This window comes from Kitasatospora sp. RG8, from assembly GCF_017813315.1.
Classification (GTDB): domain Bacteria; phylum Actinomycetota; class Actinomycetes; order Streptomycetales; family Streptomycetaceae; genus Kitasatospora.
In genome coordinates this window covers 1-19,348 of sequence record NZ_JAGIYX010000051.1, presented here as the reverse complement: position 1 = coordinate 19,348, position 19,348 = coordinate 1, and the positions used below count along the sequence as shown (strand labels likewise).

The following is a 19,348-nucleotide window of genomic DNA, read 5'->3' as shown; positions in this document are numbered from 1 at the left end:
CGCGCGCCCGACGCTTCACGGTGGCCGGTCGCCCTTCCGGTGCTGGGCCGAGTGGCTGGTGTTCGCCGGGGTTTGGCGTAGCGCTCGGGGGCAGAACGTGCGGGTGCTGATCGGATGGCTCCGAGGTCTGGCCGGAAGCTGAATGATTGGATATATTCAGCCGAGTAGAGTCTGAATGAATTCATCCGCAGGGAGGCCGTGACATGGTGCAGCAGCAGGCAAGCGGGCCGCGTGAGGTGCGTGCGGCGCGGGGTACGGCGCTGACGACGCAGGGGTGGCAGCAGGAGGCGGCCCTGCGGATGCTGATGAACAACCTCGACCCCGAGGTGGCCGAGCACCCGTCGAAGCTGGTCGTCTACGGCGGCACCGGCAAGGCGGCGCGCGACTGGCGTTCCTTCGACGCCATGGTGAAGACGCTGCAGGGGCTGAAGCAGGACGAGACCATGCTGGTCCAGTCCGGGCGGCCGGTCGGCGTGATGCAGACGCACGAGTGGGCGCCGCGGGTCCTGATCGCCAACTCCAACCTGGTCGGCGACTGGGCCAACTGGGAGGAGTTCCGCCGGCTGGAGAGCCTCGGGCTCACCATGTACGGGCAGATGACCGCCGGGTCGTGGATCTACATCGGCACCCAGGGCATCCTCCAGGGCACCTACGAGACCTTCGCGGCCGTCGCCAACAAGCGGTTCAACGGCACGCTGGAGGGGACGATCACCCTCACCGCCGGCCTCGGCGGGATGGGCGGCGCCCAGCCGCTGGCCGTCACCATGAACGGCGGCGTGGCGATCTGCATCGACTGCGACCCGTCCCGGATCTCCCGCCGCATCGAGCACCGCTACCTGGACGTCGAGGCCAAGAACCTCTCGCACGCGCTGGAGCTGGCCACCGCCGCCCGCGACAAGAAGCAGCCGCTCTCCATCGGCCTGCTGGGCAACGCCGCCGAGCTGTTCCCGCAGCTGCTCGCGATGGACGCGCCGATCGACATCGTCACCGACCAGACCAGCGCCCACGACCCGCTGAGCTACCTGCCGCTCGGCGTCGCCTTCGACGACATGGCGACGTACGCGGCCGAGAAGCCCGCCGAGTTCACCCAGCGCTCGCGTGAGTCGATGGCCCGGCACGTCGAGGCGATGGTCGGCTTCCAGGACCGCGGCGCCGAGGTGTTCGACTACGGCAACTCGATCCGCGGCGAGGCCCAGCTGGCCGGTTACGACCGCGCCTTCGCCTTCCCCGGCTTCGTCCCCGCGTACATCCGCCCGCTGTTCTGCGAGGGCAAGGGCCCGTTCCGCTGGGCCGCCCTGTCCGGCGACCCCCAGGACATCCACAAGACCGACAAGGCCGTGCTCGACCTCTTCCCGGAGAACGAGTCGCTGCACCGCTGGATCAAGATGGCCCAGGAGAAGGTGCACTTCCAGGGCCTTCCGGCGCGCATCTGCTGGCTCGGCTACGGCGAGCGCGACAAGGCCGGCGAGCGCTTCAACGACATGGTCGCCTCCGGCGAGCTGTCCGCGCCGATCGTGATCGGCCGCGACCACCTGGACTGCGGCTCGGTCGCCTCCCCGTACCGGGAGACCGAGGCGATGCTGGACGGCTCCGACGCGATCGCCGACTGGCCGCTGCTCAACGCCATGGTCAACGTCGCCTCCGGCGCGTCCTGGGTCTCGATCCACCACGGCGGCGGCGTCGGCATCGGCCGCTCGATCCACGCGGGCCAGGTCACGGTGGCCGACGGCACCCCGCTGGCCGGCGAGAAGATCCGCCGGGTGCTCACCAACGACCCGGGCATGGGCGTCATCCGGCACGTCGACGCCGGCTACGACCGGGCCGACGAGGTCGCCGCCGAGCGTGGCGTGCGCATCCCGATGGGTGAGCTGTGAGCTTCGAAGAGATGTGGGCGGAGCTGCTCCCCGTGGGCCGCTCCGCCGCCTCCGGCGGCTACCGCCGCTTCGCCTGGAACTCCGCGGACGCCGAGTGCCGGGCCTGGTTCGAGGAGCAGGCCCGCAAGCGCGGCCTGACCTACGAGCTGGACCGCAACGGCAACCAGTGGGCCTGGCTCGGTGACCCGGCCGCCGGCGACGCGGTCGTCACCGGCTCCCACCTGGACTCCGTCCCGGACGGCGGCGCCTACGACGGCCCGCTCGGCGTGGTCTCCTCCTTCGCCGCGCTCGACGAACTGCGCAGCAGGAACGCCGCGCTCACCCGGCCGCTGGCGATCGTCAACTTCGGCGACGAGGAGGGCGCCCGGTTCGGCGTGGCCTGCATCGGCTCCCGTCTCACCGCCGGCGTGCTCGGCAGGGAGGCCGCGTACGAGCTGCGCGACGCCGACGGCGTCCGGCTGCCCGACGCGATGGAGAAGGCCGGCTACGACCCGGCCGCGATCGGCGCGGACGACGACCGGCTGGCCCGGATCGGCGCCTTCGTCGAACTCCACGTCGAGCAGGGCCGCTACCTGGCCGAGGACCAGCCGGTCGGCGTGGCCAGCGCGATCTGGCCGCACGGCCGCTGGCGGTTCGACTTCCACGGCGAGGCCAACCACGCCGGCACCACCCGGATCGAGGACCGCCGCGACCCGATGCTCACCTACGCCAACACCGTGCTCTCCGCGCGGAAGAAGGCGAAGCTGGCGGGCGCCCTGGCCACCTTCGGCAAGGTCGCCGTCGAGCCCAACGGCACCAACGCGATCGCCTCGCTGGTCCGCGGCTGGCTGGACTCCCGGGCCGCCGACGAGGCGACGCTCACCGGGCTGGTCGAGGAGATCGAGCGCGCCGCGTACGAGCGCGGCGAGCGCGACGGCGTCCGTGTGCAGCTGACCCGCGAGTCCTACACCCCGGTGGTGGACTTCGACGGGCCGCTGCGCGACCGGCTCGCCCGGCGGCTCAACCGGACCGGCACCCCCGGCGGCGTGCCGGTGCTGCCCACCGGCGCAGGACACGACGCCGGAATCCTGGCATCGGCGGTCCCGACCGCCATGCTGTTCGTACGTAACCCGAGCGGTGTCTCGCACTCCCCGGCCGAACACGCCGAGACGGCCGACTGCCTGGCCGGCGTCGCCGCCCTCGCCGACGTACTGGAGGACCTGGCGTGTCAGTAGGCCGTGCCGGAGGCGCGCAAACGACAACTTTCTGGGCGCAGTACGCCTGGCTGCCGCACGTCAACGGGCCGGTGGTCGAGCAGGACGTGCTGATCGCCACCGGCGCCGGCGGCCGGATCACCGGCGTGACGCCGGACAGCGGGCCCTGCCCGCCCGGTGCCGTCCGGCTGGAGGGGCTGCTGCTGCCCGGCCAGGCCAACGCGCACTCGCACGCCTTCCACCGGGCGCTGCGCGGCAACGTCCAGGTCGGCTCCGGCACCTTCTGGACGTGGCGCGACACCATGTACCGGTTCGCCACCGCGCTCGACCCGGACAGCTACCTGGAGCTCGCCACCGCCGTCTACGCCGAGATGGCGCTGGCCGGGATCACCGCGGTCGGGGAGTTCCACTACCTGCACCACGCCCCCGGCGGCGTCCGCTACGACGATCCGAACGCGATGGGCGAGGCGCTGATCGAGGCCGCGTCCCGGGCCGGCATCCGGATCACCCTGCTGGACACCTGCTACCTGTCCTCCGGCTTCGGCGCCGAGCCGACCAAGCCGCAGCTGCGGTTCAGCGACGGCGACGCCGACGCCTGGGCCGAGCGCGCCGACGCGCTGAAGCCGCGCGAGCACGCCCGGATCGGCGCCGCGATCCACTCGGTGCGGGCGGTACCGGCCGAGCAGCTCGGTACCGTCGCGCACTGGTCGGCGATGCGCAAGGCCCCGTTGCACGTCCACCTCTCCGAGCAGACCGCCGAGAACGACGCCTGCCTCAACGCGCACGGCGTCACCCCGACCCGGCTGCTCGCCGACCACGGCGCCCTGGGGCCGCGCACCTCCGCCGTGCACGCCACCCACCTCACCGAGGAGGACGTCAAGCTCCTCACCGACTCCTCGACCGTCATCTGCATGTGCCCCACCACCGAGCGGGACCTCGCGGACGGCATCGGCCCGGCCCGCCAGCTGGCCTCGGCCGGCTGCCCGGTCACCCTCGGCAGCGACAGCCACGCCGTCATCGACCCGTTCGAGGAGGCCCGGGCACTGGAGCTGGACGAGCGGCTGCGCACCCGCACGCGGGGGCACTGGACGGCGAACGCGCTGCTGCGGGCCGGCACGGAGGACGGGCACGCCTCGCTCGGCTGGCCGGAGGCCGGGCGGGTCGAGGCCGGCTCGCTGGCCGACTTCACCGTGATCACGCTGGACTCGGTGCGCACCGCGGGGCCGCCGCCCCGGCTCGGCGCCGAGATCGCGGTGTTCGCCGCCTCGGCCGCCGACGTGCGGCACGTGGTCGTCGGTGGCCGGCACGTGGTCAGGGACGGCGTGCACCAGCTGGTGCCGGACGTCCCGGGGGCCCTGCACTCGGCGATCGCCGCGCTGAGCTGCTGAGCCGTCGAACCTCCCTCAACTCCGGGGGCGGGCGGGGACCGATCCCGCCCGCCCCCGGGTCCATTTCGTTCGTGAAAGGTCCCACGTGAGCACCCCGAGCAGCCCGAAGACCGCCGGTATGCCGAGCACCCTGATCACCGGCATCGGAAGCCTGGTCACCAACGACCCCGCGCACGGTACCGGGCCGCTCGGCCTGCTCACCGACGCGGCCGTGGTGGTCGACGACGGCACGATCGCCTGGGTCGGCCCGGCCGCCGAGGCGCCGGCCGCCGACGAGCGCTTCGACGCCGCGGGCCGGGCGCTGCTGCCGGGCTTCGTCGACTCGCACGCCCACCTGGTCTTCGCGGGTGACCGCACCGCCGAGTTCAACGCCCGGATGTCCGGCCAGTCGTACAGCGCCGGGGGCATCCGCACCACGGTGGCCGCCACCCGGGCCGCGAGCGACGCCGAACTCGACGCCAACCTGGCCCGGTTCGTTCGCGAGGCACTGCGGCAGGGCACCACCGCGATCGAGTGCAAGTCGGGCTACGGGCTGACCGTCCAGGACGAGGCCCGGGCGCTGCGGATCGCCGCCTCCTACACCCCCGAGACCACCTACCTCGGCGCCCACGTCGTCGCCCCGGAGTACGCCGACGACCCGGCCGGCTACGTCGACCTGGTCACCGGCGACATGCTGGACGCCTGTGCGCCGTACGCCCGTTGGGTCGACGTGTTCTGCGAGAACGGCGCCTTCGACGGCGACCAGGCGCGGGCCGTCCTGACCGCCGGGATCGAGCGCGGGCTCACCCCCCGGGTGCACGCCAACCAGCTCTCCTACGGGCCGGGCGTGCAGCTCGCCGTCGAGCTGGGGGCGGCCTCCGCCGACCACTGCACCCATCTGACGGACGAGGACGTGGCCGCGCTGGCCGGTTCGGCGACGGTGGCCACCCTGCTGCCCGGCGCGGAGTTCTCCACCCGCGCCGCCTACCCGGACGCACGCCGGCTGCTCGACGCGGGCGCCGTGGTCGCGCTCTCGACCGACTGCAACCCCGGCTCCAGCTTCACCAGTTCGATGGCGTTCTGCATCGCGGTCGCGGTGCGGGAGATGGGGATGACGCCGGACGAGGCGGTCTGGGCCGCCACCGCGGGCGGTGCGCACGCGCTGCGGCGCTCGGACGTCGGGACGGTGTCGGTGGGCGCCCGGGCCGACCTCCAGCTGCTGGACGCGCCCTCGCACGTCCACCTCGCCTACCGGCCGGGCGTGCCGCTGACGGCGGCGGTCTGGCGGGCGGGCGTGCGGGAGGTCTGAGCCGCGGCCCCCGCGCCCCGGGCGGGGCGCGGGGGAGCGCCGGTCAGGAGAGGCCCAGGGAACGCTTCAGGAACTCCAGCTGGTGGTGGTGGAGGTTCTCCGCCACCACCTCGTCGGCGGGGGTGTGGGTGGTGCCGCCGAGCGGCAGGAGCTCGTGCGGGCGGCCGGCGGCGAGCAGGGCGGCGGAGAGCCTCAGGGCGTGCACGGGGAACACGTTGTCGTCGGCGAGGCCGTGGACCAGCAGCAGCGGTCGGCGCAGAGCGGGCGCGTCACCGATCAGCGAGCAGGCGTCGTAGCGCCCGGGGTGCTCGTCCGGGTGGCCGAGGAAGCGCTCCTGCCAGTGGGTGTCGTAGAGCCGCTGGTCGGTGGGGGCCGCCCCGGCGACGGCGGCGTGGAAGACGTCCGGGCGCCGCAGGACGGCGAGCGCGGCGAGGTAGCCGCCGTAGGACCAGCCGCGGATGGCGACCCGGTCGAGGTCGAGCAGCCCGGGCCGCAGGCGGGCGGCCGCGTGCAGGGCCTCGACCTGGTCCTCCAGGGCCGGGGTGGCCTTGTCCCCGAAGATCTCCTTCTCCCAGCGGGGGCCGCGCCCCGGGGTGCCGCGGCCGTCGACGGCCAGGACGGCGAAGCCCTGGTCGGCGAACCACTGCGAGACGAGGTCCCACCAGGCGCCGCCGGTGGTGACCTTCTGCAGCGCGGACCCGCCGTACGGGTCGAGCAGGACGGGCAGCGGGCCGTCCCCGGGGCGGTGGCCGGCCGGCAGGAAGAGCGCGGCGCGCAGCTCGCGCGGGCCGAGGCGGAGCGGTTCGGGGCGTGCGGCGAGGACGGGCGGCTGCGCGTACGAGGTCACCGGGAGCGCCGGCCGGCCGTCGCGCCGGACGGTGGTCCGGCCGGCGGGGGCTCCGGGCAGCCGGGTGGTGAGGACGAGCGTGCCGCCGCGCAGCACGCCGGTGTGGAGGCCGGGCCCGTCGCTCAGCCGCCGGAGGCCGTCGGCGGGGTCGTAGCACCACAGGTGGGTCTCGGTTGGCTCGTCGGTGGCGGTGAACAGCACCCGCTCGCCGTCCGTCCCGAGCACCGCGCGCAGCTGGAGCCCGTCCGGGGTGACGGGCCTGCCGTCGACGGTGAGGTGCCGGGTGTCGCCGTGGTCGGCGGAGCCGACCGGTGCGCCGCCCGCGGTGCGGGCCGGCAGGCCGGGGACGAGCTCGACCCAGTGCTCGTCGCGCTGCTCGGCGAGCAGCCGGGTGGTGCCGTCCGGGTCGATCGCGAGCGTGCGGACGGTGCGCTGGTCGCGGCTCTGCACGGCGGCGTACGGGCCGTGGCCGTCCCAGCCGGCGGCGGGCAGGTACTCGTACGCCGCCCGGTCCCAGCGGACCTCGGTACGGCCGCCGTCGAGGCCGAGCAGCCAGAGCGAGACGTCCGCGTTGGCGGTGCCGGCCAGCGGGTAGCGGATGACGCGCGGCCGCTGCTGCGGGTTGGCCGGGTCGGCGAGGTGGAGGCGGCTGAGCGGACGTTCGTCGACCCGGGCCGCGAGCAGCCCGGTGCCGTCCGGGGACCACCAGTGGCCGCGGGTGCGGAACATCGACTCGGCGGCGACGTGGTCGGCGACCCCGTACGCGACCTCCTGGGCCTCGGGTTCGGCGAGCGCGCGGTCGTCGGCGCCGTCCGCCCCGACCACGCGCAGGGCGCCGTCGCCGGCGTAGGCGATCCGGCGGCCGGCCGGGTCTAGGCGCGGGTCGTACACCGCGGTGGCGGTGGGGACGCGCCGGACGGTGCCGTCGGTGGTGTCGGCGAGCCAGAGTGCGCCGCCGAGGGCGAAGGCGGCGAGCCGGCCGGCGGCGTCGGTGCTGAAGGAGGTGATGCCGGTGCCCAGGACCCGGGCCCGTTCGCGGCGGATGCGCTCGGCCTCGGGGACTTCGCCGCCGGGATCGCCGAGCGCCGCGGGATCGGCGACCAGCCGCTCCCCGCCAGTGGCGGTGTCCAGCGCCCAGAGGCAGCCGACCGGGTCGTCGCCGGCCCGGCTGCGCAGGAACAGCACGGTGCGGCCGTCGGCGGAGACGGCCGGGTGGGCGGGGGCGCCCAGGGTGAAGCGGCGGGTGCGGGCGAGCTGGCGGGGGAGGGTGTCGGTCGGCATCCGGACACCGTAGGCAGAAAGGGGCCGGGCGCGCTCGGGAAAACGGCTTCCGGTCGGGCGGGACCGGTGCGGGTGCCCCGTGCGGGCGCGCCCGGAAACACGGCCGGGGCCGGTGCGGATCTCAGGAATCCGCACCGGCCCCGGAGGCAGTGCCAGGTCGGCTGGGCGTCAGTGCACGTCGCCCATCAGCTTCACGACCTTCTTGCGGTACAGCGCCAGCCCGATGCCGGCCACGATGGCCATGGCGCCCTGGACCGCGAAGTACCCGGTGGATCCGACGACCTTGTCGCCCAGGACCAGCTGGAAGATCGCCGCGACGCAGTCACCGGCGGTGACGGCGAGGAACCAGACACCCATCATCTGGCTGGCGTACTTCGCCGGGGCCAGCTTGGTGGTGACGGAGAGGCCGACCGGGGAGAGGGTCAGCTCACCGACGGTCTGGACCAGGTAGACCAGGGCCAGCCAGAGCGGGGTGACCTTGGTGCCGCCCGCGGCGGCGGCCATCGCCATCATCATGACCAGGAAGGACGCGCCGATCATCAGCAGACCGAAGGCGAACTTCATGGTGGTGCTGGGGTTCTTGCCCTTGCGGGACAGGGCCACCCAGAGCCAGGCGAAGACCGGGGCCAGCGCCATGATGTACAGCGGGTTCAGCGACTGGAACCAGGTCGACGGGAAGTTGAACCCGAACAGCGTGGACGCGGTGTTCTCGTCCGCGAAGATGCTCAGGGTCGAGCCGGACTGGTCGTAGATCATCCAGAACACGGCGGCGGCGACGAAGAACCAGATGTAGCCGCTCATCCGGGACTGCTCGGTCTCGTCGAGGTCCTTGTCGCGCTTCACCTTGGCGAAGACGAACACCGGGATCGCGATGCCCGCGATCGACAGCGGCCAGATCGCCCAGTTGATGGTGAAGTGACCGGTCAGCGCGACGACGGCGTAGAACACCGTGGCCACGGCGAGCCAGAGGCCGGCCTTCTTGAAGATCGCGCTCTTCTCGGCCGCCGAGATCGGCGAGGTCACCACGTCGCTCTTGGCGCTCAGGTGACGGGTGCCGAGCAGGAACTGGCCCAGGCCGAGCGCCATGCCGACGCCGGCGAGGGCGAACCCGAGGTGCCAGTTGACGCTCTGGCCGACGGTGCCGATGACCAGCGGGGCGGCGAAGGCACCGAGGTTGATGCCCATGTAGAAGATCGTGAAGCCACCGTCGCGACGCGGGTCGTTCGGACCGTCGTAGAGGTGGCCGACCATCGTCGAGATGTTCGCCTTGAGCAGGCCGGAGCCGATCGCGATGAACGCGAGGCCGACGAAGAACGACACGCCGGCCGGGATCGCCAGCAGGAAGTGGCCGATCATGATGATCGAGCCGCCGACCGCCACGGTCTTGCGGGCGCCGAGGAAGCGGTCCGCGATCCAGCCGCCCGGCAGGGCGAGCAGGTAGACCATGGCCGTGTACACGCTGTAGACGGCGGCGGCGACGGCCGCCTTCATGCCGAGGCCGCCCTCAGCGACGGAGGCCGTCATGTAGAGCACCAGCAGGGCGCGCATGCCGTAGTAGCTGAAGCGCTCCCACATCTCGCTCATGAAGAGAGTGGCGAGTCCACGGGGGTGCCCGAGGAAGGTCTTGCCGCTGGGAGAGGCCGGCCGGAGGCCGGCGTCCAGGGTCGTAGACGCCATGTGTAGGGGTTCCTTGCCTGACAGCGTCCGCCAAGGGGGGTGGCGGCGGACGTGGACGGAACCACTCTACGTGGCGATATTTGGCGTCATCAGCTGACAAAAGACACCAATTAGGTATGGCGATGGCAAAGCCCGCGACAGATCCGCCTGGCTAATCAATGGTAGAGGCGACTTAAATCCTTCGGTTGCAAGATCGAAGCGCAGAATCTTCGCCGAACAGGCGGTCGGGACATGGTCGTTGAGCGGTGATCGCCGTCCGTATAACGATCACGCTCTGTGAACTAGCTCACAGCGCCAAAGGGGTTACCCCGGCGGACTACCATCACCACATGACCTGTGTGCTGCTCGCCGAGGACGATCCGGCGATCTCCGAACCGCTCGCCCGGGCCCTGCGACGCGAGGGCTATGAGGTGCTCGTCCGCGAGGACGGTCCGACCGCACTGGCCGCCGGACTCACCGAGGAGGTCGACCTCGTCGTCCTCGACCTCGGCCTGCCGGAGATGGACGGCCTGGAGGTCTGCCGCCGCCTGCGTGCCGACGGCAAGAGCTGCCCCGTCCTGGTGCTCACCGCCCGCGCCGACGAGGTGGACACCGTGGTCGGCCTGGACGCCGGAGCCGACGACTACGTCACCAAGCCCTTCCGGCTCGCCGAGCTGCTGGCCCGGGTCCGCGCCCTGCTCCGGCGCGGCAACGTCGACCAGCTCACCACCGGCGCGCACGGGGTGAAGATCGACATCGAGTCGCACCGCGCCTGGCTCGGCGAGGAGGAGCTGACCCTCTCCGCCAAGGAGTTCGAGCTGCTGCGGGTGCTGGTCCGGGACGCCGGCCGGGTGGTCACCCGCGAGGAGATCATGCGCCAGGTCTGGGACACCACCTGGTGGACCTCGACCAAGACGCTGGACATGCACATCTCCTGGCTGCGCAAGAAGCTCGGCGACGACGCGGCCAACCCCCGCTACATCGCCACCGTGCGCGGGGTCGGCTTCCGCTTCGAGAAGAATTAGCCGCGACACGGATCCATCCCCCGCAGGGGGTTCGCAACACCACGGGGAGCGGCAGCGTGAAACGCCGGATGATCAACTCGCTGCTGGGCGTCGTCCTGGTGGTGGTCGTGGTGTTCTGCGTACCGCTCGCCCTGGTCGAGAAGCGCACCATCGTCAACTCGGCCCAGGACCGGGTGGACGCCGCCGCCGTCCGGGTCCTGGCCCTGGTGGAGAACCGGCTCGCCGCGGGCGAGCCGGTCACCGGTGACAAGTTCGTCAACCAGGTCACCGACGGCCAGTACGTCGAGGTGGACATCCCCGGCCAGACCCCCGTCTCCAGCGGCGAGCGGCCGGCCGGGAACCACCTGCTGAAGGCCGTCGAGCAGGGCGCCAGCGGTGAGACAGTCACCGTCGAGCAGTCCCGGGAGGCGGTCGACCACGAGATCGCCAACATGCTGCTGCTGCTCGGCGTGGTCGCCCTGCTCGCCGTCCAGGCCGCCGTCGCCCTCGCCGTCTGGCAGGCCAAGCGGCTCGCCCGCCCGCTCACCGACCTCGCCGAGACCGCCGAACGGCTCGGCTCCGGCGACCCCCGCCCGCGCGACCGCCGCTACGGGGTGCCCGAGCTCGACCGGGTCGCCGAGGTGCTGGACGTCAGCGCCGAGCGGATCGCCCGGATGCTCACCGCCGAACGCCGGCTCGCCGCCGACGCCTCGCACCAGCTGCGCACCCCGCTCACCGCGCTCTCCATGCGGCTGGAGGAGATCACTGCGCTCGCCGAGGAACCGGAGACCGTCAAGGAGGAGGCGACCATCGCCCTCCAGCAGGTCGAGCGGCTCACCGACGTCGTCCAGCGGCTGCTCACCACCCAGCGCGACCCGCGCAGCCCCACCGCCGTCGCCTTCGACCTGGACGACGTGGTCAAGCAGCAGGTGGAGGAGTGGGGCCCGTCGCTGCGCGGCACCGGCCGGGTGCTCCAGCTGGAGGGCCTGCGCGGGGTCACCGCGGTCGGCACCCCGGGGACGGTGGCACAGGTGCTCGCCACCCTGATCGAGAACTCGCTGATGCACGGCGCCGGGACGATCACGCTGCGGGTGCGGCCGTCCGGGACGTCCGTGGTGGTCGAGGTGCAGGACGAGGGCGCCGGGGTGCCGCCGGAGCTGGGCAACCGGGTCTTCGAGCGCGCGGTCAGCGGGCGCAACTCGACCGGCATCGGCCTGGCCGTCGCCCGCGACCTCGCGGAGGCGGACGGCGGCCGGCTCGAACTGCTGTCGCTGAAGCCGGCGGTGTTCGCGCTCTTCCTGGGGCGGAGCCGCAGGGACGACTAGCAGTCCGGGGCGGAGCCGCAGGGATCGACCGGCGCGGCCTGGGGCGGCAGGTGCGGAAATCAGCTCCTCTCAGCGGTGGCTGACCCGGAAGCAGGCCACGTCGTACTGGGAGGTCTCGCTGTAGTGCTGGCCTCCGGTGCCGCCGTTGGCGCTGTTGATGCCGGGTTCGTTGAACGGCGAGCCGGGTGAGCCGGCGGCGTGGCCGGGAGTGGTCCCGCCGGCCGCCTCGATGTCCTGGCAGGACTGGCTCGGCTGACCGGTGCCGCCGGGGTTGGCCGCGGCCACGGCGGTGGCGGCGCCGCCGAGGCAGAGCAGAGCGGAGAGGATGCCTGCGGCTACGGAGCGAAGCATCGTGCCCTCCTGGTGAAGGTGTTTCGGGTAAGTCCTACCCACCAGGTAGTACGCCGAGCTGGCGCATAAGACTCATCACGTCCCACTGCCACCAGCCCTCGCAGATCATGCCGTCGCGGAAGCGGAAGGTCGTCGTCCCGCGCCCGACCACCGACTTGCCGGTGGACGGCACTCCCATGTAGTCGGCCTTCTGCGTGGCGTGCCAGGTCCACCGGGTGGCGACCTCGTCGCCGTCGGCGATCTGGCTCTCGATCGCGAAGGTGAAGTCGAAGGCTCCGACGTAGCCGCTGCAGCGCTCCTTGAACGCGGCCGGGCCGACCGCGTCACCCTCGCTGCCGTAGTCGTGGTCGCAGTAGTCGGAGGTCATGAGCTCGTCGATCACGCCGAGGTTGCCCCTGGAGATCTCCTCCAGCAGCCGGGTCGCGGCGGCCTTGTTGAACTGCGTGTCGCGGACCACGTCCAGGTCGGTGAAGGTCGGCGGCTCTTCGCAGAGCGCGACCATCTCCCGGAAGATCCGGTCGGTCTCGGGCAGGTGGGAGTTCTTCATGGCCTCCTCGTACGAGGCGAACTCCACGATCTCCACGACGTGCTTGGTGTCGGAGCGGTCCGTGGCGACCACCGCGTGGCCGGCGGTCCGCCTGCCCCTGGTCTGCTCGGCCCAGCTGTCCATGAGCCGGTTGAGGTCGTCCAACCTGTCGGTCTTGCAGTCGATGATCTGGACGAACGCCATGGCGAACCTCCTGGGTACCCCCCGTGGCCTCGATCGTCCGCAAGCCGCGCTCGCCCCCGGTAACCACTGTCCTCTTGCCGGGACGGGCCGGGCAACCGGAGACGGGCCCTACTCGGCCTTGGCGTACCGGATCTCCTCGGCGGCCAGCATGAGTTCGGCCTGCGCCGCCAGCCCGCTGCCGGGCTCCGGGGCGGTGGCCGGCTCGGGGATGGCTGTGAACACCCAGGTCCGGTACGAGATGAAGCGGAACACCGTGGCCACCGCGAGACCTGCCACCTTGGCGGCCAGCTGCTCGAAGTGCGAGTCGAGGCCCAGCACGTAGACGGAGAAGCCCAGCACGCCGGTCTCGATGAGCATCCCGGCACCGCTGAACAGCAGGAAGAGCGTGATCTCGCGCTTGCGGGAGGCGGCGTCGCGGTCCCGGTACAGCCAGTAGCGGTAGCCGAGGTAGTTGGTGGCGATGGCGACCAGCGTCGCGGCGATGTTGGAGCGCAGGGACGCCAGGTGCAGGCCGTTGATGCAGATCCAGAAGACGGCGAAGTTGACCACCACGCCGCTGAGGCCGACGAAGCCGAACTTCACCACCTCGCCCGACAAGCCGCGCAGTTTCTGCACCAGCGAGGGGTTCGACGCTTCGGTCGTCGCCATACCGGGCTGCCTCCATGTACCTGCGGACGAGGGACCCGGAGCGGGGGTGCTCGGCCGGCCCTTGAGCCCTGCGTGCACGCACATGATCGGACCACGCGTACCAGGACCTAGCGGTCCAGGCTACCCGCTTCCGCCGTTCGGCTCAGCCCCGCGGGCCCCGTGCTCTCCGGGACGCCCTCCGGCGGCGGAGCGGTTCCACGGGCTCCCACCGGCCCGGATATCCTGGCGGGGTGACTTCCCCGGGCAATGCGAATTTTCCAGTGGTGGGCATGATCGGCGGCGGGCAGTTGGCCCGCATGGCACACCAGGCGGGCATCCCGCTCGGGGTCAGGTTCAAACTCCTCGCCGACACGCCCCAGGACTCCGCCGCACAGGTGGTTTCCGACGTCGTCCTCGGTGACTACCGCGATCTCGACACGCTTCGCCGCTTCGCGGCCGGCTGCGACGTGATCACCTTCGACCACGAGCACGTGCCGACCGAGCACCTGCGGGCGCTGCAGGCCGACGGCGTTGCCGTCCGGCCCGGCCCGGAGGCACTGGTCAACGCCCAGGACAAGGGCGTGATGCGGGCGAAGCTCGACTCCATCGGCGTGCCCTGCCCCCGGCACCGGATCGTCGCCGACCCGGCCGACGTCACCGCCTTCGCGGCGGAGGGCGACGGTTACCCGGTCGTGCTGAAGACCGTCCGCGGCGGCTACGACGGCAAGGGCGTCTGGGTCGTCGACGACGAGCAGGAGGCGCAGGCGCCGTTCCTGGCCGGCGTCGCGGTGCTGGCCGAGGAGAAGGTCGACTTCGTCCGCGAGCTGGCCGCCAACGTGGTCCGCTCGCCCAGCGGCCAGGCCGTCGCCTACCCGGTGGTGGAGAGCCTCCAGGAGAACGGCGTCTGTGCCGAGGTCACCGCCCCGGCCCCGGACCTCGACCCCGCGCTGTCGGACGAGGCCCAGCAGCTGGCCCTGCGGATCGCCGGCGAGCTGGACATCACCGGCCACCTCGCGGTCGAGCTGTTCCAGACCAGGGACGGCCGCATCCTGGTCAACGAGCTGGCCATGCGCCCGCACAACTCCGGGCACTGGACCCAGGACGGCGCCGTCACCTCGCAGTTCGAGAACCACCTGCGGGCGGTCCTCGACCTGCCGCTCGGCGACCCCCGGCCGCGCGCCAGGTGGACCGTCATGGTCAACGTCCTCGGCGGCGACTACCCGGACATGTACCACGCCTTCCTGCACTGCATGGCCCGTGACCCGGGCCTGCGGATCCACATGTACGGGAAGGACGTGAAGCCCGGCCGCAAGGTCGGCCACGTCAACGTCTTCGGGGACGACCTCGACGACGTCCGCGAGCGCGCCCGTCACGCGGCCGCCTACCTGCGAGGAACGATCACCGAATGACCTCCCCCCTTGTCGGCATCGTGATGGGCTCGGACTCCGACTGGCCCGTGATGGAGGCCGCCGCCCAGGCCCTCGACGAGTTCGAGATCCCCTACGAGGTGGACGTCGTCTCCGCGCACCGGATGCCGCGCGAGATGGTCGCGTACGGCGAGAAGGCGCACACCCGCGGGCTGAAGGCGATCATCGCCGGTGCCGGCGGCGCGGCCCACCTGCCGGGCATGCTGGCTTCGGTCACCCCGCTGCCGGTCATCGGCGTGCCGGTGCCGCTGCGCTACCTGGACGGCATGGACAGCCTCCTGTCGATCGTCCAGATGCCGGCCGGCGTGCCGGTGGCCACCGTCTCGGTGGCGGGCGCGCGCAACGCGGGCCTGCTGGCGGTGCGGATGCTGGCGGCGTTCGACCCGGAGCTGACCGAGCGGATGACCGACTTCCAGGCCGAGCTGAACAGCCAGGCCACCGAGAAGGGGAAGAAGCTGCGGGCCAAGGTGGCGGGTTCCCCCTCCTTCGGCTTTGGAAAGTAGTCACATCGGATACAACAGCTCGTATGACCTCTGAGCTGCTGGACTCCTCCACCCCGTCGGACTCCGCCGCACTGCTGGAGCGTGCCCGGGCCGTCCTCCGCGACACCCCCGTGGTGGACGGCCACAACGACCTCCCCTGGGCGATGCGCGAGCAGGCCGGTTACGACCTCGACGCGGTCGACCTGGCCGCCGACCAGCGCGACCGCCTGCACACCGACCTCGCCCGCCTCGCCGCGGGCGGGGTCGGCGCGCAGTTCTGGTCCGTCTACGTCCCCTCCCGGCTGGCCGGGGACCACGCGGTCAGCGCCACCCTGGAGCAGATCGACTTCGTCCGGGCCCTGGCCGGGCGCTTCCCCGACCGGCTGCGGCTCGCGGCCACCGCCGCCGACATGGAGGCCGCCCGCGCCGAGGGCCGGATCGCCTCCCTGATGGGCGCGGAGGGCGGCCACTCCATCGACTGCTCGCTCGCCACCCTGCGGGCCCTCCACGCGCTCGGCGTCCGGTACCTGACGCTCACCCACAACGACAACACCCCGTGGGCCGACTCCGCCACCGACAAGCCGGCCGCCGGAGGCCTGACCCCGTTCGGCGAGGAGGTCGTCCGGGAGATGAACCGGCTCGGCATGCTGGTCGACCTCTCGCACGTCTCCGCCGACACCATGCGCGACGCGCTGCGGGTCAGCGAGGCGCCGGTGCTCTTCTCGCACTCCTCCTCGCGCGCCGTCTGCGATCACCCGCGCAACATCCCGGACGACGTGCTCGCGCAGCTGCCCGCCAACGGCGGCGTCGCGATGGCCACCTTCGTGCCCAAGTTCATCCTGCCCGCCGCCATCGAGTGGACCGCCGCCGCCGACGAGAACATGCGCGCCCACGGCTTCGACCACCTCGACACCACCCCGGCCGGCATGGCCTGCCAGCGCGCCTTCGAGGAGGCCAACCCGCGCCCGGTCGCCACCCCGGCCACCGTGGCCGACCACCTCGACCACATGCGCGAGGTGGCCGGTGTCGACCACATCGGCATCGGCGGCGACTTCGACGGCACCGCCTTCCTCCCGGCCGGGCTCGACGACGTGGCCGGCTACCCCAACCTGATCGCCGAGCTGCTGCGGCGCGGCTGGTCGGAGACCGACCTCGGGAAGCTCACCTGGCACAACGCGGTGCGCGTCCTGCGCGACGCCGAGGCCGTCGCCCGCGACCTCCAGGCCACCCGCGGCCCGTCCATCGCCACCATCGGCCGGCTGGACGGCTGAGCCGTTGGCTCTGCCCCCCGGGGCGGACGGGAGCGTGACCGGTGTGGAGGACACCCCGGAAACCCTGCTGGGCACAGGCGAATTCGCCTGTCGGTCACGGCTCCCGTCCGGTAGCGGGTCAGCCGAGCAGCGGGATCTCGATGGCCGGGCACCTGTCCATCACCATCGCGACCCCGGCGGCCGTGGTCCGCTCGTAGGCGGCCTCGTCGACCACGCCGAGCTGGAACCAGACCGCCTTCGCCCCGGCGGCGACCGCCTGGTCGGCCACCTCGCCGGCCAGGTGGCTGTTCACGAAGACGTCCACGACGTCGACCTCGAACGGGATCTCGGCGAGCGAGGAGTACCCCCGCTCGCCGAGGACCGTCTCTGCCTTGGGATGGACGGGCACGATGCGCTTGCCGTAGCGCTGGAGGACGCGGGCGACACCGTGGGCCGCGCGGGCGGTGTTGGTGGAGAGGCCGACCACCGCCCAGGTGTCGCCCCGGGCGGTGAGGATGTCGCGGACCGTCGCGTCGTCGCCGTAGCTCGTCATGCCGGTGACAACTGAGCGCCGGCGCCCCGGATTCCCCGGGGCCGGGGCCGCTAGCTCGGGCGGCCGAGCGCCCGGTACGTCCAGCCGGCCGCGCGCCAGGCGTCGGCGTCCAGGGCGTTGCGGCCGTCCAGCAGGCGGCGCTCGGCGACCACCGCGCCCAGCTCCTCCGGGGCGAGGGCGCGGAACTCCTGCCACTCGGTGAGGTGCAGCACCACGTGCGCGCCCTCGGCGGCCTCCAGCGGCGAGTCCGCGTAGGCCAGGCCGGGGAACATCTTGCGGGCGTTGTCCATCGCCTTCGGGTCGTACACCGTGACCTGGGCGCCCTGGAGCTGGATCTGGGCGGCCACGTTGAGCGCGGGCGAGTCCCGGATGTCGTCCGAGTTCGGCTTGAAGGCGGCGCCGAGGACGGCGACCCGGCGGCCGAGGAAGCCGCCGTCGCACTGCTCGCGGGCCAGCTCGACCATTCGGGAGCGGCGGCGCATGTTGATCGAGTCGACCTCGCGCAGGAAGGTCAGCGCCTGGTCGGCGCCCAGCTCACCGGCCCGGGCCATGAACGCGCGGATGTCCTTGGGCAGGCAGCCGCCGCCGAAGCCGAGGCCGGCGTTGAGGAACTTGCGGCCGATCCGCTCGTCGTGGCCGAGCGCGGTGGAGAGCAGCGTCACGTCGGCGCCGGCGGCCTCGCAGACCTCCGCCATCGCGTTGATGAACGAGATCTTGGTGGCCAGGAAGGAGTTGGCGGCGGCCTTGACCAGCTCGGCGGTGGCGTAGTCGGTGACCACGAACGGCACCCCGGCCGCGATCGGGTCCGCGTACACCTCGCGCAGGAGCTGCTCGGCGCGCCCGCCGCGCGTGCCGACCACGATCCGGTCCGGTCGCAGGGTGTCCTGGACGGCGAAGCCCTCGCGCAGGAACTCCGGGTTCCAGGCGAGCTCGGCGCCCTCCCCGACCGGGGCCAGCGCGGCCAGCCGCTCGGCCAGCCGGCTCGCCGAGCCGACCGGGACGGTGGACTTGCCGACCACCAGCACCGGACGGGTCAGGTGCGGGGCGAGGGCGTCGATCGCGGCGTCCACGTACGACATGTCGGCGGCGAACTCGCCCTTGCGCTGCGGGGTGTTGACGCAGACGAAGTGCACGTCGCCGAACTCCGCGGCCTCCTGGGCGGAGGTGGTGAAGCGCAGCCGGCCGGTCGAACCCTCGTGGCCCACCACGTGCTTGAGCAGCAGCTCGGACAGCCCCGGCTCGTACATCGGGACCCGGCCGGCGCTCAGCGTGGCGATCTTCTCCGGGTCGACGTCCAGCCCCAGCACCTCGAAGCCGAACTCCGCCATGGCGGCGGCGTGGGTGGCGCCGAGATAACCGGTGCCGATCACGGAGATGCGGAGGGCCACGGGTTCCCCTTTGCGGAATCTCGACCTGGGCGGGTGCGTGCGGACATGACGTGCGAGCACCGATGCTATCCGCCCGTACGGGTGCCGCCCAGGCGGTCCCGGCACCACCGGGTTTTCGGCCGTGGGGAGCGTGGTTTCCGGGCAGGACGCGGAGCGCGGTGCCGGGCGGGGGGGCGATCTCGGCCGAACCCCGGCGCGTGAGGTGTGACCGGCGGCACAATGCGCGCATGGATTCGAACCCGGAGAGCACGGACGAACCCGAGGGCGCCCGGGAGGCGGCCGGGCTCAGCCTTGCGTTCGGCGGCTTCGACACCCGGGACGGCCGGAGCGCCGTCCTGATGGCCGGGTGCCCGGCCGCGCAGCTCTGGGAGGCGATGCGCAACGACCGGATGCCGCAGTACTTCGAGGAGCACCGGACGGGCGACACCCTCGGCGCGGACGTCGACCGAACCTAGGCAGCCGCAGGTCGGAGCCCTAGGATCTACTTAACGGTAGCTAACTGACTTCACTCCTTCATCACACGAACGAGGCGGGAATCATGGCGGGCAGCGCAGGAGCGGCGGACTTCGATCTCTTCCGGATCTCCGAGGAGCACGAGATGCTCCGTGAGGCGGTGCGTTCGCTGGCCGAGGCGAAGATCGCTCCGTTCGCGGCGGAGGTGGACGAGCAGGGTCGGTTCCCGCA

Annotated in this window: 18 protein-coding genes; 11 read left to right on the top strand and 7 right to left on the bottom strand. The window is 72.4% G+C overall.

Annotated elements, in window-relative coordinates; all coding sequences use genetic code 11:
* Positions 1–203 precede the first annotated feature (203 nt).
* The 4 genes from hutU (at position 204) to hutI (ending at position 5,743) form a co-directional block, all read left to right on the top strand.
* Positions 204–1,874, top strand: coding sequence for a urocanate hydratase (gene hutU / locus J5Y04_RS39490; protein ID WP_209417363.1), 1,671 nt, complete (start codon positions 204–206; stop codon positions 1,872–1,874).
* An 11-nt stretch (positions 1,875–1,885) separates the two neighbouring features.
* Complete coding sequence (locus tag J5Y04_RS39485; RefSeq protein WP_209417382.1) at positions 1,886–3,088, top strand: allantoate amidohydrolase; 1,203 nt, start codon at positions 1,886–1,888, stop codon at positions 3,086–3,088.
* Complete coding sequence (locus J5Y04_RS39480) at positions 3,079–4,455, top strand: formimidoylglutamate deiminase (RefSeq protein WP_209417362.1); 1,377 nt, start codon at positions 3,079–3,081, stop codon at positions 4,453–4,455. The genes J5Y04_RS39485 and J5Y04_RS39480 overlap by 10 nt, the downstream gene beginning before the upstream one ends.
* Before the next feature lie 118 nt (positions 4,456–4,573).
* Entirely contained in the window at positions 4,574–5,743 is a 1,170-nt protein-coding gene (gene hutI / locus J5Y04_RS39475; RefSeq protein WP_209417381.1) for an imidazolonepropionase, read from the top strand.
* Positions 5,744–5,786: 43 nt separating this feature from the next.
* On the opposite strand, the gene J5Y04_RS39470 is transcribed toward hutI, so the two are convergent.
* Positions 5,787–7,871 carry a prolyl oligopeptidase family serine peptidase gene (locus tag J5Y04_RS39470; RefSeq protein ID WP_209417361.1) on the bottom strand — a complete coding sequence of 695 codons (2,085 nt, stop codon included), beginning with the start codon at positions 7,869–7,871 and terminating at the stop codon, positions 5,787–5,789.
* A gap of 168 nt (positions 7,872–8,039) precedes the next feature.
* The gene (locus tag J5Y04_RS39465) at positions 8,040–9,548 is read right to left on the bottom strand and encodes a peptide MFS transporter (protein WP_209417360.1); all 1,509 of its coding nucleotides are present in this window, start codon (positions 9,546–9,548) and stop codon (positions 8,040–8,042) included.
* 329 nt (positions 9,549–9,877) lie between these two features.
* On the opposite strand from J5Y04_RS39465, the gene J5Y04_RS39460 reads away from it, so the two are divergent.
* Both J5Y04_RS39460 and J5Y04_RS39455 read left to right on the top strand, forming a co-directional pair.
* Positions 9,878–10,552, top strand: a complete 675-nt coding sequence (locus J5Y04_RS39460; protein WP_030290974.1) for a response regulator transcription factor — start codon at positions 9,878–9,880, stop codon at positions 10,550–10,552.
* Between the two features lie 56 nt (positions 10,553–10,608).
* Positions 10,609–11,856 (top strand): ATP-binding protein, encoded by a 1,248-nt coding sequence (locus J5Y04_RS39455; RefSeq protein WP_209417359.1) that lies wholly within the window; start codon positions 10,609–10,611, stop codon positions 11,854–11,856.
* A gap of 69 nt (positions 11,857–11,925) precedes the next feature.
* Here the strand turns inward: J5Y04_RS39455 and J5Y04_RS39450 are convergent, their stop codons facing one another.
* The 3 genes from J5Y04_RS39450 to J5Y04_RS39440 all read right to left on the bottom strand — a co-directional run bounded on the left by J5Y04_RS39450 (position 11,926) and on the right by J5Y04_RS39440 (position 13,585).
* Positions 11,926–12,207, bottom strand: a complete 282-nt coding sequence (locus tag J5Y04_RS39450; protein ID WP_209417358.1) for a hypothetical protein — start codon at positions 12,205–12,207, stop codon at positions 11,926–11,928.
* A gap of 34 nt (positions 12,208–12,241) precedes the next feature.
* A complete protein-coding gene (locus J5Y04_RS39445) occupies positions 12,242–12,937 on the bottom strand; it encodes an ester cyclase (RefSeq protein WP_209417357.1) in 696 nt (231 codons plus the stop codon).
* A gap of 108 nt (positions 12,938–13,045) precedes the next feature.
* Positions 13,046–13,585 carry a GtrA family protein gene (locus J5Y04_RS39440; protein WP_209417356.1) on the bottom strand — a complete coding sequence of 180 codons (540 nt, stop codon included), beginning with the start codon at positions 13,583–13,585 and terminating at the stop codon, positions 13,046–13,048.
* Between the two features lie 269 nt (positions 13,586–13,854).
* Between J5Y04_RS39440 and J5Y04_RS39435 the strand changes: the two genes are divergently transcribed.
* Genes J5Y04_RS39435 through J5Y04_RS39425 form a run of 3 tightly spaced genes read left to right on the top strand, consistent with a single transcriptional unit; the run spans position 13,855 to position 16,744 of the window.
* Positions 13,855–14,973, top strand: a complete 1,119-nt coding sequence (locus J5Y04_RS39435) for a 5-(carboxyamino)imidazole ribonucleotide synthase (RefSeq protein ID WP_245206387.1) — start codon at positions 13,855–13,857, stop codon at positions 14,971–14,973.
* Positions 14,970–15,494 carry a 5-(carboxyamino)imidazole ribonucleotide mutase gene (purE, locus tag J5Y04_RS39430; protein WP_148644537.1) on the top strand — a complete coding sequence of 175 codons (525 nt, stop codon included), beginning with the start codon at positions 14,970–14,972 and terminating at the stop codon, positions 15,492–15,494. The genes J5Y04_RS39435 and purE overlap by 4 nt, the downstream gene beginning before the upstream one ends.
* A 23-nt stretch (positions 15,495–15,517) precedes the next feature.
* Positions 15,518–16,744: a dipeptidase gene (locus tag J5Y04_RS39425; RefSeq protein WP_209417354.1), complete on the top strand. Its 1,227-nt coding sequence runs from the start codon at positions 15,518–15,520 to the stop codon at positions 16,742–16,744.
* A gap of 118 nt (positions 16,745–16,862) precedes the next feature.
* Here the strand turns inward: J5Y04_RS39425 and J5Y04_RS39420 are convergent, their stop codons facing one another.
* Both J5Y04_RS39420 and J5Y04_RS39415 read right to left on the bottom strand, forming a co-directional pair.
* A complete protein-coding gene (locus J5Y04_RS39420) occupies positions 16,863–17,276 on the bottom strand; it encodes a CoA-binding protein (protein ID WP_209417353.1) in 414 nt (137 codons plus the stop codon).
* 50 nt (positions 17,277–17,326) lie between these two features.
* Positions 17,327–18,664 carry a UDP-glucose/GDP-mannose dehydrogenase family protein gene (locus tag J5Y04_RS39415; RefSeq protein ID WP_209417352.1) on the bottom strand — a complete coding sequence of 446 codons (1,338 nt, stop codon included), beginning with the start codon at positions 18,662–18,664 and terminating at the stop codon, positions 17,327–17,329.
* A gap of 227 nt (positions 18,665–18,891) precedes the next feature.
* Between J5Y04_RS39415 and J5Y04_RS39410 the strand changes: the two genes are divergently transcribed.
* Together J5Y04_RS39410 and J5Y04_RS39405 are read left to right on the top strand one after the other, a co-directional pair.
* Positions 18,892–19,119: a hypothetical protein gene (locus tag J5Y04_RS39410; RefSeq protein ID WP_209417351.1), complete on the top strand. Its 228-nt coding sequence runs from the start codon at positions 18,892–18,894 to the stop codon at positions 19,117–19,119.
* Positions 19,120–19,202: 83 nt separating this feature from the next.
* On the top strand, positions 19,203–19,348 hold a 146-nt coding region (locus J5Y04_RS39405), incomplete at its 3' end, for an acyl-CoA dehydrogenase family protein (protein ID WP_209417380.1).

Excerpts from the sequence above, each read along its gene's own strand:
- hutU (WP_209417363.1), top strand. The coding sequence starts at position 204 with ATGGTGCAGCAGCAGGCAAGCGGGCCGCGTGAGGTGCGTGCGGCGCGG.
- J5Y04_RS39485 (WP_209417382.1), top strand. The coding sequence starts at position 1,886 with ATGTGGGCGGAGCTGCTCCCCGTGGGCCGCTCCGCCGCCTCCGGCGGC.
- hutI (WP_209417381.1), top strand. The coding sequence starts at position 4,574 with ATGCCGAGCACCCTGATCACCGGCATCGGAAGCCTGGTCACCAACGAC.
- J5Y04_RS39470 (WP_209417361.1), bottom strand. The coding sequence starts at position 7,871 with ATGCCGACCGACACCCTCCCCCGCCAGCTCGCCCGCACCCGCCGCTTC.
- J5Y04_RS39465 (WP_209417360.1), bottom strand. The coding sequence starts at position 9,548 with ATGGCGTCTACGACCCTGGACGCCGGCCTCCGGCCGGCCTCTCCCAGC.
- J5Y04_RS39460 (WP_030290974.1), top strand. The coding sequence starts at position 9,878 with ATGACCTGTGTGCTGCTCGCCGAGGACGATCCGGCGATCTCCGAACCG.
- J5Y04_RS39450 (WP_209417358.1), bottom strand. The coding sequence starts at position 12,207 with ATGCTTCGCTCCGTAGCCGCAGGCATCCTCTCCGCTCTGCTCTGCCTC.
- J5Y04_RS39445 (WP_209417357.1), bottom strand. The coding sequence starts at position 12,937 with ATGGCGTTCGTCCAGATCATCGACTGCAAGACCGACAGGTTGGACGAC.
- J5Y04_RS39440 (WP_209417356.1), bottom strand. The coding sequence starts at position 13,585 with ATGGCGACGACCGAAGCGTCGAACCCCTCGCTGGTGCAGAAACTGCGC.
- J5Y04_RS39435 (WP_245206387.1), top strand. The coding sequence starts at position 13,855 with ATGATCGGCGGCGGGCAGTTGGCCCGCATGGCACACCAGGCGGGCATC.
- purE (WP_148644537.1), top strand. The coding sequence starts at position 14,970 with ATGACCTCCCCCCTTGTCGGCATCGTGATGGGCTCGGACTCCGACTGG.
- J5Y04_RS39425 (WP_209417354.1), top strand. The coding sequence starts at position 15,518 with ATGACCTCTGAGCTGCTGGACTCCTCCACCCCGTCGGACTCCGCCGCA.
- J5Y04_RS39420 (WP_209417353.1), bottom strand. The coding sequence starts at position 17,276 with ATGACGAGCTACGGCGACGACGCGACGGTCCGCGACATCCTCACCGCC.
- J5Y04_RS39410 (WP_209417351.1), top strand. The coding sequence starts at position 18,892 with ATGGATTCGAACCCGGAGAGCACGGACGAACCCGAGGGCGCCCGGGAG.